Source organism: Streptomyces sp. NPDC006265 (assembly GCF_040613555.1).
Lineage (GTDB): Bacteria > Actinomycetota > Actinomycetes > Streptomycetales > Streptomycetaceae > Streptomyces.
In genome coordinates, this window is the sequence record NZ_JBEXSH010000157.1 from 1 (window position 1) to 13,324 (window position 13,324).

General features: G+C 67.6%; 7 protein-coding genes and 2 pseudogenes. 7 read left to right on the forward strand and 2 right to left on the reverse strand.

Annotated elements, in window-relative coordinates; genetic code table 11:
- Positions 1-484: pseudogene (locus ABZ281_RS15555) on the forward strand (hypothetical protein); the annotation flags it as partial.
- A gap of 320 nt (positions 485-804) precedes the next feature.
- Here ABZ281_RS15555 and ABZ281_RS15560 read toward each other — a convergent pair.
- Positions 805-1,044, reverse strand: a complete 240-nt coding sequence (locus ABZ281_RS15560) for a hypothetical protein (protein ID WP_356655763.1) — start codon at positions 1,042-1,044, stop codon at positions 805-807.
- A gap of 930 nt (positions 1,045-1,974) precedes the next feature.
- Here ABZ281_RS15560 and ABZ281_RS15565 point away from each other — a divergent pair.
- The 5 genes from ABZ281_RS15565 to ABZ281_RS15585 all read left to right on the forward strand — a co-directional run bounded on the left by ABZ281_RS15565 (position 1,975) and on the right by ABZ281_RS15585 (position 11,512).
- Positions 1,975-4,281, forward strand: coding sequence for a beta-L-arabinofuranosidase domain-containing protein (locus ABZ281_RS15565; protein ID WP_356655772.1), 2,307 nt, complete (start codon positions 1,975-1,977; stop codon positions 4,279-4,281).
- 168 nt (positions 4,282-4,449) lie between these two features.
- Positions 4,450-5,856, forward strand: a complete 1,407-nt coding sequence (locus ABZ281_RS15570; protein WP_356655764.1) for a non-reducing end alpha-L-arabinofuranosidase family hydrolase — start codon at positions 4,450-4,452, stop codon at positions 5,854-5,856.
- An 87-nt stretch (positions 5,857-5,943) separates the two neighbouring features.
- A complete protein-coding gene (locus ABZ281_RS15575) occupies positions 5,944-7,590 on the forward strand; it encodes an RICIN domain-containing protein (RefSeq protein WP_356655766.1) in 1,647 nt (548 codons plus the stop codon).
- Positions 7,591-8,101: 511 nt separating this feature from the next.
- Positions 8,102-9,532, forward strand: coding sequence for a glycoside hydrolase family 43 protein (locus ABZ281_RS15580; protein ID WP_356655768.1), 1,431 nt, complete (start codon positions 8,102-8,104; stop codon positions 9,530-9,532).
- A gap of 555 nt (positions 9,533-10,087) precedes the next feature.
- Positions 10,088-11,512: a family 43 glycosylhydrolase gene (locus tag ABZ281_RS15585; RefSeq protein WP_356655774.1), complete on the forward strand. Its 1,425-nt coding sequence runs from the start codon at positions 10,088-10,090 to the stop codon at positions 11,510-11,512.
- A gap of 18 nt (positions 11,513-11,530) precedes the next feature.
- Here ABZ281_RS15585 and ABZ281_RS15590 read toward each other — a convergent pair.
- Positions 11,531-12,127, reverse strand: a pseudogene (locus tag ABZ281_RS15590) (FCD domain-containing protein); the annotation flags it as partial.
- 440 nt (positions 12,128-12,567) lie between these two features.
- On the opposite strand from ABZ281_RS15590, the gene ABZ281_RS15595 reads away from it, so the two are divergent.
- Positions 12,568-13,053, forward strand: a complete 486-nt coding sequence (locus ABZ281_RS15595) for a hypothetical protein (protein ID WP_356655770.1) — start codon at positions 12,568-12,570, stop codon at positions 13,051-13,053.
- The last annotated feature ends 271 nt before the right edge of the window (positions 13,054-13,324 follow it).

A 13,324-nucleotide genomic window follows, 5' to 3' on the forward strand; every position in this document is an offset into this window, starting at 1 on the left:
GGACACCTCCCGGGCCCTCGCCGACGGCGCCAACGACCGCGTCACCGTCCACACCGGCGCCCACGTCCAGGTCCTGAGCCCCGACGGTGACCGGGTCCGCGCCGCTCTCGCTACCAAGGGCGGCCCGCGGGAGATCGTCTGCGACCACGTCGTGGCGCTGACCGGCTACACCGGCGACGCCTCCCTCTACCGGCAGTTGCAGGTCCACGAGTGCTACGCCACCGGCGCCCCGATGAACCTCTCCGCCGCCCTGCTCGGCTCCGCGGGCGGGGACTGTCTCGCCCAGCCGTCCGTCGGGATCGAGGCGCTGCGCAGTCCCGAGCCGCACTTCTTCATCCTGGGCGCCAAGTCCTACGGCCGCCTCAACACCTTCCTGCTGCGCACCGGCTATGAGCAGATCGACCAGCTCACTGCCGCGTACGCCGGGGACGTGGTGAACGCGTGGTGGGCGGGACCGATTTTGACGACGAAGGTGTCGATGTAGTTCGGGACGGTACCGGACAGCTGGGTGGGCGCCGACCAGGTCGTCAGCGCTGCGCAGGCGCCGTGATCGTGCAGGCGGTGAAGTGGGCGGGCTCGCCGCCGTCAGGGACACAATGACGTCGACGCTGCCGTCGGTGTCGATGAACCACTCAGGTGCCCAGGTGCGGGTCAGTCCGCTGGTCGGGATCGTGTAGTTGTGCAGGAACTTCCAGTTCACCCAGTCGGCGCTCCGGGCGCAACCGATCGTGTTCCCCGTCCAGTTGGTGGTGTGAGTGAGGTAGGAGTAGCCGTCGGTGTGCTTGAAGATGCTGAGGTCCCGGATCAGCGCGGACAGCGGGGTGCAGGCGGGCCTTTCTGCAGGCTGAGTCCGGTGGCGTCCGGCGAGTCGTAGACGTACAGGTTCGACTCGCTGCTGCTGGTGAACGCGGTCATCGTGTACCGCGCGGCCTGCCCGGCCGGCGGGGTGACGGTGGAAGCGGTGTCCACGAAGACGGCACCGCCCAGCAGGACCAGCAGCAGCGGGCCCAGCAGGGCGAGCAGATTTCTTACGGTTCTGTTCAACCCTTCCTCCGGGCTCGGCCAGTCCGCTGAGTCGATCGCCGGGACGAGAGATGCAATTGTTCGACTTGACGAACAGCATGCGGAACTTCGAGCAGAAGATAGGTTCGGGCCGTGGTTCCGTCAACGTTTCCGACGAGTACCGTTCGATGCATTCGCCCCTACCGGATAGTCGAAGAAGCCGCACTGTCACACACGTTGACTCCTCTACGGGAAACCCTTTACGTTCGGCGCCGACCCTGTCCGGCACTTCGACCCATGTTCGGAATATCGGCCATTCGCGATGCGGGAGCGGTCCCGCCTCCGGAAGGAACCCACCCCCCATGCCCCGAACCGCGCGCTTTCCAAGCGCGAGCCCTTCCCCAACCCACCTCCTGAACACCGGACTTCGACGCCCTCAAGATCCAGGCGGTGTTTCGCGTGGGAAAACCGCCCGTCCACGCAATGACTTACGAAAAGGGACGGTTCTCATAAATCACTCCTGGGGCCACAGTGAGAGGGGAACGGCCAGCCGCGCGCGGACCACTGGTCGTTGACCGAACGCCCCGGCTACCTGCGCTTGAAGGCGTGACCCGCTGGTGGCCGACAACCTGACCGAGGTGGGGAACGCCCTCACCCATCGAGTGCCGCGACACGGCGGACGGCGCGGCGGTCGTGCAGATGACCGCCGGCGGCCGGACGAGCCGGCAGTGGCAGCTGCGCCCGCAGACCGGGGCGAGTTCGTCCTGGTCAACCGCAACAGCGGCACGGTGCTCGACGTCAAAGGAAGCAGTACGACCGACGGTGTCGCGCTGATCCGTACCGCGACGTCGGCAGTTCCAACCGGGATGGACCTTCCATCGCGTCACCGGCCAGGGACTCTGAGGGATGGAGGGGGAAGTCTCGCCGGGCGTCAACGACCAAGCAATCGCTCTCGTCATCGAAAGGTGCATGATGTCTTCCTTCGTCAGCAGACGGCGCCTGCTGCAAGTAGCCGGCGCCACGGTCGCCGCATCTGCCACGGGATCCTTCATGGGCGCATCTCCCGCGCAGGCGGCCGTTCCTCCCGCAAGGGCCGACACAGGGGTCTTGGCGCACCCCTTCGAACTCGGCCAGGTCCGGCTCACCGCAAGCAGGTGGCTGGACAACCAGAACCGAACGCAGAACTATCTGCGGTTCGTCGATGTCGACCGGCTGCTGTACAACTTCCGCGCCAACCACCGGCTCTCCACCAACGGCGCCGCCGCCACCGGCGGCTGGGACGCACCGAACTTCCCCTTCCGCACCCACGTCCAAGGGCACTTCCTCACGGCCTGGGCACAGCTGTACGCCGTGACGGGGGACACCACCTGCCGGGACAAGGCAACCCACATGGTCGCCGAGTTGGCCAAGTGCCAGGCCAACAACAGCGCCGCTGGTTTCAACGCCGGGTACCTCTCCGGCTACCCCGAGTCCGACTTCACCGCTCTCGAACAGCGGACCCTGAGCAACGGCAATGTGCCGTACTACACCATCCACAAGACCCTCGCCGGCCTGCTGGACGTATGGCGCCACATCGGCAGCACACAGGCCCGTGACGTGCTGCTCGCCCTGGCCGGATGGGTCGACTGGCGCACCGGCCGGCTGAGCAGCCAGCAGATGCAGGCCATGCTGCAGACCGAGTTCGGCGGCATGAACACCGTGCTGACCGACCTCTACCAGCAGACAGGCGACGCGCGGTGGCTCACCGTCGCCCGGCGGTTCGACCACGCCGCGGTGTTCGACCCCCTGGCGTCCAACCAGGACCAGCTCAGCGGACTGCACGCCAACACCCAGGTGCCCAAGTGGATCGGGGCCGCCCGGGAGTACAAGGCCACCGGCACCACCCGCTACCGGGACATCGCCACCAACGCCTGGAACTTCACCGTCAACGCGCACACCTACGCCATCGGCGGCAACAGCCAGGCGGAGCACTTCCGCGCCCCGAACGCCATCGCCGGCTACCTGAACAAGGACACGTGCGAAAGCTGCAACACCTTCAACATGCTCACCCTCACCCGGGAGCTGTTCGCGCTGGACCCGAACCGGGTAGCGCTGTTCGACTACTACGAGCAGGCGTGGCTCAACCAGATGATCGGCCAGCAGAACCCGGCCGACGACCACGGCCACGTCACCTACTTCACCCCCCTCAATCCGGGCGGCCGCCGCGGTGTGGGTCCGGCGTGGGGCGGCGGCACCTGGAGCACCGACTACGGCACCTTCTGGTGCTGCCAGGGCACAGGCCTGGAGATGCACACCAGGCTGATGGACTCCATCTACTTCCGCAGTGACAACACGCTGATCGTGAACCTGTTCGTGCCCTCGGTGCTCAACTGGTCGGAGCGCGGAATCACGGTCACCCAGACCACGACGTACCCCGTCGGCGACACCACGACCCTGCAGGTCACCGGCAACGTCAGCGGCACGTGGGCGATGCGCATCCGCATCCCGAGCTGGACCGCCGGGGCCACGATCGGCGTCAACGGCACGCGGCAGAACATCACCGCCACCCCCGGCAGCTACGCCACCCTGACCCGCTCCTGGACCTCCGGCGACACGGTCACCGTCCGTCTGCCCATGCGGGTCATCATGCGAGCGGCCAACGACACCCCGAACGTCGCCGCGATCACCTACGGCCCCGTGGTCCTGTCCGGCAACTACGGTGACTCCGGGCTCAGTTCCCTCCCGTCGTTGAACACGTCCTCGATCACACGGACCAGCAGCAGTTCGCTCGCCTTCACCGCGACCGCCAACGGCTCCACCGTCAACCTGGGCCCGTTCCACGACGCGCACGGCCACAACTACACCGTCTACTGGAACACCAGCGGCACCGTCCGGCTCGCCAACGTGGGCAGCGGTCTGGTGCTGGGCATCCAGAACATGTCCACGGCCGACGGTGGCCGCGCTCTGCAGTGGAACGACTCGGGCACCGCCGACCACGACTGGCAAATGATCGCCGACGGAAACACGGTCCGCTTCCGCAACGCCCACAGCGGCAAGGTGCTCGGCGTTTTGAACATGTCCACGGCAGACGGCGCGACCGTCCTGCAGTGGTCGGACAACGGCACCGCAGACCACCGCTGGACCCTGCTCGACCAGGGAGACGGGACCTACAAGATCCGCAACGAGCACAGCGGCAAGTTGCTCGCCATCGCGAACAACTCCACCGCTGCCGGCGCGTTCGCGGTCCAGGATTCGGACGACGGCACCGCTGACAACCGATGGCGCCTCGTGAGGAATTAGGCCGCCGAGGAAGCACCTCCTGATCGGTCTTCATCCTCCACCGCGCTCGACCTCTCGACCCTCGTTCGATATCGAGAACAAAGGAGGTCGCGGCGCAGCACCTCGACAGTCCGGACAGCCTCTGACGGGGCAGAACCGCAAACGCTCACTCAAGGAATGAGGCCCGCATTGCGCAGACGTAGTTTCAGCCGCAGGCACGTGTCTGTGGTGCTCGCGACCCTGCTCGCTTCGGCGGCGACACTCGTCGCCGACCCCGCCCAGGCGGCCACCACGAGCACCGTGCGCGGCGTCGGTTCCGGCCGGTGCCTCGATGTGCCGGGCGCCAACCAGACCGACGGCACGAACGTGCAGATCTGGGACTGCCACGGCGGGACCAACCAGCGGTGGACGCTGACGGACAGCAACCAGCTGACCGTGTACGGCAACAAGTGCCTGGACGTACCGGGCCACGCGACCACAGCCGGTACCCGGCCGGTGATCTGGTCCTGCAACGGCGGTACGAACCAGCAGTGGCGGGTGAACGCCGACGGCACGATCGTCGCCGTGGAGTCCGGGCTTTGTCTGGACGTCAGCGGCGGCGGTACCGCCAACGGCACGGCGGTGCAGCTCTGGAACTGCAGCGGCGGCAGCAACCAGAAGTGGACCGGTCTGTCCGGGACGCCCAACTCGTGTTCCCTTCCGTCGGCATACCGCTGGACGTCGACCGGTCCGCTGGCGCAGCCGTCGAACGGCTGGGTGGCGCTCAAGGACTTCACCACCGTGACGTACAACGGCCAGCACCTGGTCTACGCGACCAGCTCTGACGGATCGTCGTGGGGCGCGATGACGTTCCGGCCCTTCACGAACTGGTCGGACATGGCCTCGGCCGGCCAGAGCGGGATCAGCGGGTCCGCGGTGGCACCCAAACTCTTCTACTTCGCGCCCAAGAAGATATGGGTGCTGGTCTCGAACGGGTGGGGCACCGCCTGGCCCTTCACCTACCGCACGTCCAGCGACCCCACCAACCCCAACGGCTGGTCCGCGCCGCAGGAGCTGTTCACCGGCAGCGTCCCCGTCGGCGGCCCGATCGACCCGACCATGATCGCAGACGACCAGAACATGTACCTGTTCTTCGCCAACGACAAGGGCAGCATCTTCAAGTCGACCATGCCGATCGGGAACTTCCCGAGCAGCTTCGGCTCGTCGTACACGACGGTCATGAGCGACACGGAGGACAAACTGTTCGAGGCGCCGGAGGTCTACAAGGTCCAGGGCCAGAACCAGTACCTCATGATCGTTGAGGCGAAGGGCTCGGGAGGCCGCTACTTCCGCTCCTTCACCGCCTCCAGCCTGAACGGTCCGTGGACCCTCCAGGCCGGCAGCGAGAGCAGCCCCTTCGCGGGCAAGGCCAACAGCGGTGCCACCTGGACCAACGACATCAGCCACGGTGACCTGGTCCGCAACAACCCCGACCAGACCATGACCATCGACCCCTGCAACCTGCAGTTCCTCTACCAGGGCAGGGACCCCAACTCGAACGGCACCGACTACCTGAAGCTGCCGTACCGGCCGGGCCTGCTCACCCTTCAGCGCTGACCCGCGCGCACATGAACCCACACTCGTGACCTTGTCCCTTGAGGGAGGCAAAGCAGCTTCCGCTTTGCCTCCCCGGAAGGACCTCCCATGGTTCCCATACACAGACGACTGCTGCGTCTGCTCACGGCCACCGCACTGACGCTCACCGCCACCATCACCGCCTCCGTCGGTACGACCGCCGAGGCCGCACCGGGCAGCCCCGCGCTCATCCCTCCGCTGGGGTGGAACAGCTGGAACAGCTTCGGGTGCGGGATCACCGAGGCGCAGGTCCGCGAGGCCGCCGACGCGATGGTGTCCTCGGGCATGCGGGACGCCGGATACCGGTACGTGGTGGTCGACGACTGCTGGTTCGACCCGCAGCGTGACGCGTCCGGCAACCTGCGGGCCAACCCCACCAAGTTCCCCAGCGGCATGAAGGCGCTCGGTGACTACATCCACAGCAAGGGCCTGAAGTTCGGCATCTACCAGGCCCCCAACGAGAAAACGTGCGCCCAGGGCGTGGGCACCTACCCCGGCTCCACGGGCAGCAAGGGCCACGAGGCCCAGGACGCCACCACGTTCGCCTCCTGGGGCGTGGACTACCTCAAGTACGACTGGTGCTCCGGCAGCGGCACCCTCAGCGAGCAGATCGCACAGTTCACCATCATGCGTGACGCCCTGCGCGCCACCGGCCGCCCGATCGTCTACAGCATCAATCCCAACAGCTTCCACTCTCCAACCGGCGACAAGTACAACTGGGGCGAGGTCGCCGACCTGTGGCGGACGACGGAGGACCTGCTCGACATCTGGCAGAACAACAACACCAACAGCTACCCGATGGGCGTCGGCAACGTCCTCGACGTCACCGCCCCGCTCGCGGCGCAGTCGGGTCCCGGACACTGGAACGACCCCGACATGCTGGTCGTCGGCCGCCCCGGCCTGTCCCTGACCGAGTCCCGCTCCCACTTCGCCCTGTGGGCACTCATGAGTGCCCCGCTCATGGCCGGCAACGACATCCGCACCATGTCCGCCGACGTGAGCGCCATCCTGCGCAACCCGCGCCTGCTCGCGGTCAACCAGGACTCGCTGGGCGCGGGCGGACGCCGAGTCCGCGACGACGGCGACACCGAGGTCTTCGCCAAGCCCCTGTCCGACGGCTCCGTCGCGGTCGGCCTGTTCAACCGAGGCGGCAACACCGCGACCGTCACCACCACGGCCGCACAAGTCGGCCTGTCCGGTGGCTCGTTCACCCTCACCGATCTGTGGACCGGCGGCACGTCGACCACCTCCGGGCAGATCTCGGCCAGCATCCCCGCGCACGGTGTCGCCGTGTTCAAGGTGACCGGTGGCAGCCCCCTGGCCTCCACCACCGCACGCCTGCGCGGTACCGGGTCCGGCCGCTGCCTGGACGTGGACGGTGCAGCCACGGCGGCCGGGACCAAGACGCTGATCTGGGACTGCCACACGGCCGCCAACCAGCTGTGGACCACCTGGGCCGGCGGCGAGATCCGCGTCTACGGCGACAAGTGCCTGGACGCCTCCAACCAGGGCACCACCAACGGCACGCCGGTCGTCATCCGGCCCTGCAACGGCCAGAACAACCAGAAGTGGACCGTCGGTTCCGACGGTTCGATCCGCAACGTCGATGCCGGACTGTGCCTCGACGTCAACGGGGCCGGGACCGCCAACGGGACCCCGGTCATCCTGTGGCCCTGCAACGGCCAGAACAACCAGAAGTGGACCACGCTCCCGTAACAGGCAGACGTCCGGCCGGGAAGAGGGCAGTCCCACGACAGCGGACCAAGCTGCGGGGACCGCCCCTCCTGCACCGGGAGGCCGGACCTCGAACGTGAACGGCAGACAGTGGAGGAAGCGGGCATCTCCACGGTCTACTGCGACCTCCAGCAGCTTGCCGCTGCCCACACCCTTGACTTGCAGTAGCCATCGCCGGTGTTGGTGAAAGTCGGTAGACGGTGCCGTCGCCGGGCAGCCTGGTGGAGCCCAGGGCCGGCTTGACCGTCCGGACAACTCACCTCGGTGGACAGGGAGCCGGATACGGAGGCTCCACCTCCCCGGCAGTGGAGACCGAGACCCCGCTCGCGTCGACAACCGCTCGGTCGGCCCCCGCGCCCCGACCGCCCCACTCAGGTGACATGCCGTCACCACTGCGAAGCACACCGCACACGGGAGACATGCGTCACCCGGAACCAGTCGGCCCCTTCCGCGCGCCCGGTGGTGGCCCTTTGCAGAACGACAGGAGACATACATGTCCGCGCTTCGCGCCCGGCTGTCGGCGATGCTGCTCGCCGCGTGCCTTCTCTTCACAGGCCAAGCCTTGATCACACCGGACCGGGCGGCCGCCGCCGACCCGGGCTACCTGATGACGCACTTCATCGGGGAGGGGTCGGACGGTCAGCAGATCTACTTCTCGTACAGCACGGACGGCCAGAACTGGACGGAGCTCAACGGCGGCGGAATTGCCCTTCGCTCCACGGTCGGCACGAAGGGGGTGCGCGACCCCGCACTGGTGAGATCCCCGAACGGTGACAAGTACTGGATCATCGCAACCGACCTGTGCATCGGCTGCGGGCAGAACTGGGAGGCCGCCGTGTACAACGGCAGCCGCAACCTCGTGGTGTGGGAGTCGACGGATCTGATCAACTGGTCGGAACCGTGGCTGCTCAACGTCGCCGGCGCGATCCCCGACGGACGCAACGCCTGGGCGCCGGAAGCGATCTGGGACCCGGCCTCCAACGACTACGTCCTGTACTGGGCGACGAACAAGCCGGTCGACGGCGTAAAGAAGCACCGCATCTACTACGCCCACACCGGAGACTTCCGTTCCATCACCACCCCGCAGCTCTACATCGACCGCCCCGGCATGCAGGAAATCATCGACACCCAGATTGTCGAGATGCCCTCCGGCGTCGGCAACTACCGCTACGTGCGGGCCTCCGGCGACGGGCAGATCACCCTCGAAGGCAGCAACTCGATCCTCGGAACCTGGACCAGTCTCGGCAACCTCTCCGGCATCGGCCTGACCGGTGCCCAGGTCGAGGGCCCGATGTGGATGAAGTTCCGCGACCGCAACGAGTGGGCGCTCTACCTCGACCAGTACTCCTCCGGACGCGGGTACATGCCGGTCACGACGACCAACCCCTCCGCCCCCGGCACCTACCGGATTCCGGCGTCGGGAACCTACTCCATGGGCGTCACGAAGAAGCGCCACGGCTCGATCCTGAACCTCACAGCCGCCGAGGAGTCCCGTGTGCTCGCACGCTGGAGCGACATCCCCGCCCAGCGGCTCCAGTCGTACAACTTCCAGGACCGGTACGTGCGGCACGCCAACTTCGACGTACGCATCGACCAGAACGTCACTGGCGACGACGCCAAGTTCCGGCTGCGGCCCGGCCTGGCGGGCTCCGGCACCGTCTCCTTCGAATCAGTGAACTACCGCGGCTACTTCCTGCGGCACTCCGGATACGACTTCCAACTGGTCCGCAACGACGGCACCGCCCAGTTCGCCGCGGACGCCACCTTCCGGCAGGTCGCGGGGCTCGCCGACGCGAGCTGGTCGTCCTTCCAGTCGTACAACCACCCCGACCGTTATATCCGCCACTACGCCTACGAACTGCGGCTCGACCCGATCACCACCGCGACAGGACGCAGCGACGCAACCTTCCGCGTGACGAACTGACCCGCACCGACAGGGAGGCCGGCGCCTCCGCGAGAGCGCCGGCATCCCCCATTTCCAGTGATGTACTGCCGAGTGGCTGTCTCGTTCAGCGGCGTCAGGAGACGGTAACCATCTGGTGGTCGGCGCCGTCGAACGGGCGTTGCTCCAAGTGGTCGCCCTCGGGCGCTGCCCACGGTGAGGTAGAGACACGGGTCTCCCTGGAGCCGACGAGGGACCGAACCCGTGAGCGCCTCCGGGCTGAGCCGCTCACGACATCTCTGTCGTTCCGCAGGTGCCACCAGTGGGCCGGGGACAAACCGGGCGCGTCAACACATCCGATACGGAGCAGCGCGAGCCTCACTTCTCGACTGCGGGAAGACGCTTCGGATACTTGTGTGACAAGTGTTGACGGAGAGAGCTGCAGAACTTACCTTCTGGCCGACCTTACGAACGATGTTCGATATGTCGACCCGACGTGAAGAGGCGTCTGCCGCACCACCACCAGCACCAGCACCACCACCAGCACAGAGGGAGTACTCCGTGAGACCTGCGCTCACCCGTCGAACGGTCCTCGGCATGATCGCCGGCTCGGCCGCCGCCACCGTCACCGGCGTCTCGACCGGTACCGCCCACGCCGCCGTGCCCACCTCCCCCGGTGTGACGTACACGAACACCATCGCCGAGCAGCGGGCCGACCCGCACATCTTCAAGCACACCGACGGCTTCTACTACTTCACCGCCACCGTCCCGGCGTACGACCGCATCGTGCTCCGCCGCGCCACCACGATCCAGGGGCTCACCTCGGCCGCCGAGACGACCATCTGGACCAAGCACACCACCGGTGAGATGGGCGCCCACATCTGGGCACCGGAGATCCACTTCATCGACGGCAAGTGGTACATCTACTTCGCCGCCGGCGCCGCCAACGACATCTGGCGGATCCGGCCCTACGTCCTGGAGTGCACGGACGCGAACCCGATCACCGGCACCTGGACGGAGAAGGGCCGTATCGCCCTGCCGCTGGACACTTTCTCCCTGGACGCGACGACCTTCGTCGTCAACGGCACCCGCTACCTCGCCTGGGCGCAGAGCGACCCGGCCGTCGGCCGCGGCACCAACATCTACGTGGCGCGGATGTCCAGCCCGTGGACCATCACTGGCACACCGGTCATGATCAGCCGGCCGACCGCCTCGTGGGAGACCGCCGGAGGGGAGACGGTCAACGAGGGCCCGGCCGTGATCCAGCGGGGCGGCAAGGTCTTCATGACCTTCTCGGCCAGTGCCACCGACGCCAACTACTGCATGGGCATGCTGACCGCGTCCGCCTCGGCCGACCTGCTCAGCGCCTCGTCGTGGGCCAAGAGCGCCGGCCCGGTCTTCGCCAGCTTCGCCGCCACCAGCCAGTACGGTCCCGGGCACAACCAGTTCACGGTCTCCGAGGACGGCAAGTCGGACATCCTCGTCTACCACGACCGCAGTTACAAGGACATCAGCGGTTCCCCGCTCAACGACCCCAACCGCCGCACCCGCGTCCAGAAGATCTACTGGAAGGCCGACGGCACACCTGACTTCGGCATCCCGGTCGCCGACGGCCTCACCCCGATCCGGCTCTCCTCGTACAACTTCCCCGACCGGTTCATCCGGCACTGGGAGTACCGCGCCAAGATCGAGGCGAACGTCTCGCCTCTGGCGGACTCGCAGTTCCGTGTGGTCACCGGTCTCGCCGGCAGCGGCACCGTCTCCCTGGAGTCGGCGAACTTCCCCGGCTACTTCCTGCGCCACAAGAACAACGAGGTGTGGGTCGAGAAGAACGACGGGACGGCGCTGTTCGCCGGTGACGCCTCCTTCACCGCCCGGGCCGGCCTCGCGGACTCCGCCGGGGTCTCGTACGAGTCGTACAACCTCCCGGGCCGCTACATCCGCCACTACAACTACCTGCTGTACGTCCAGGCTCTCAGTACGACGACCGACCGGGCCGACGCCACCTTCTACACCCAGTGAGCAGGCAGCGCACGCCCATCACTTCCGCTCTGTCGTACGGACGGGGAGAGGCGCGACCGAGCGCAGGTGCTCCCTCAGCGACCGCTCGGTATTGCTCACGTGCAGCAGTGCGGCGGCCTGGCTGAGGGCGGCATCCCGGGTGGACAGCGCGTTGAAGATCGCTTCGTGCTCGGCCACGGTGCGGCCGGAGATCCCTTCCAGGAGAGTGAGGAGGGTCTCGTTGCCCCTGGCCGAGACGACGGCGCGGTGGAAGGCGGCGTCATGGACGTTGAGCTGCTCCACGTCGTCGCGGGCCTCAGGCATGGCCTCCAAGTGCCGTTTCACTTCGGCCAGATGGGCGTCGGAATCCGGGTGGCCGCAGGGCCGCAGTCAATCGGTTCGAGGAGCCGCCGTACTTCCATGAGGTCCTGAAGGGCGACCGGGTCACCTTGGAGCAGCTCCACCGCACCCCCGAGTCCCTCCAGGAGCAGGCTCGGCCACAGGCTGGTCACATAGGTGCCGTCGCCCCGCCGGACCTCCAGGACCCGCGCTCGGCCAGTGCCTTGACCGCTTCCCGGGCGAGGTTGCGGGACAGTCGAGCTGGGCGGCCAGGCCCGGTCCCGGCCTGGAGCCGGGCACGGGACAGCCCGCGCCGTCCGGCGTCCTGGTCTTGCAACGCCGATGCGTGTCACCGAGGTTGGGCAGGAAGATCGCACCTCGCCCGCTGTTCCACGCCGCCTTGCCCGCGACATCGGAAATCCCCGGTGACGTCGACCGCCCCGTCCTGATCACATCGGCGCGAATGTCCGCCCGTACGCCCCGGGTGGTGTCGGCGGCCACGGCGGCCGGCATCGTGCCAAAGACTCCTGCCAGGGCTCCCGCCAACGCAGGCGCCGTCTTGGGCCCGACTGTACTCATTCACCCGCTCCTCTCGCCCTTGACGACCCGCCGACGGATGGGGCCGCGGGGTCCGGGTACTCCTGGAGCCTTGCGCACGCGCCTTCCGGAGGGCCGCACGCGCACCTGGGCGAGGTGGCGTTGTCACTGCCTTCCGACGAATGTGAGGAGATGAACCGATGAGCGAGCAGACACCTTCCGCGGAAGAGCCGGACAGGTATGCCCGGGCGCGGAGCGACGAGGAGCCGGGGGCTCATTCCGGTGGGGAGAGCCAGGCACGGGAGCGGGTCCTGCCGGGCACGGCGAGTGCTGCCGAAGGCTACCCGTCGCAGAGCGGAACGGGAACGGCGCAGGGCGACCCTCTTGCCGGTGTCAAGGAGTCCGCGCAGGCCACACAGGGTGACGAAGGGCCCGGGCCGGTCACGCGGGAGCATGTGCGGGAGTTGCTCGAAGCCCGTGACGCCGGGCGGACCCTCGTCGTTCTGGAGGGCCGGGCCCAAGTGGTGCCCGTCGGCGAACTCGGGTCCGACCGTTACGCCGGTGCCCTTGAGGTCGTCTCCGGCGAGGAACTCACCCGCCAGGCGACGCCGGGCAGCCGATCGGAACGGGAACTCGACGCCCTGGCCGCCACTTTGAACACCATGGTGTCGAAACTCGGGGCGTGAGACACCCGGTGTCTCAGCCTGTCCGCCCCGTGCCGAGTGCGTCGCCGAGCGCGTCGACGATCTCGGTCACGTTCGCTAGTGCCGCGGCAGGCAACGTTCGCCCCGCCACGACGCCCGGCACGCTCCCCCACGCTCTCGACTCCGCTCGAGCAGGGGGCACCCCCACTCGCCGCACCGGCCGAAACCCCACCTACGTCCCGTACGAGGGCTTCCGGCCGGCACGCCGAGAGCACGCACCAAACGCCGCTCCTCAACGGGCAAACGTTGCCTG

What these genes read in the sequence shown, in the direction of transcription:
- ABZ281_RS15595 (WP_356655770.1), top strand. Translation starts at nt 12,568, where the DNA reads ATGAGCGAGCAGACACCTTCCGCGGAAGAGCCGGACAGGTATGCCCGG.
- ABZ281_RS15575 (WP_356655766.1), top strand. Translation starts at nt 5,944, where the DNA reads ATGGTTCCCATACACAGACGACTGCTGCGTCTGCTCACGGCCACCGCA.
- ABZ281_RS15585 (WP_356655774.1), top strand. Translation starts at nt 10,088, where the DNA reads ATGATCGCCGGCTCGGCCGCCGCCACCGTCACCGGCGTCTCGACCGGT.
- ABZ281_RS15565 (WP_356655772.1), top strand. Translation starts at nt 1,975, where the DNA reads ATGTCTTCCTTCGTCAGCAGACGGCGCCTGCTGCAAGTAGCCGGCGCC.
- ABZ281_RS15580 (WP_356655768.1), top strand. Translation starts at nt 8,102, where the DNA reads ATGTCCGCGCTTCGCGCCCGGCTGTCGGCGATGCTGCTCGCCGCGTGC.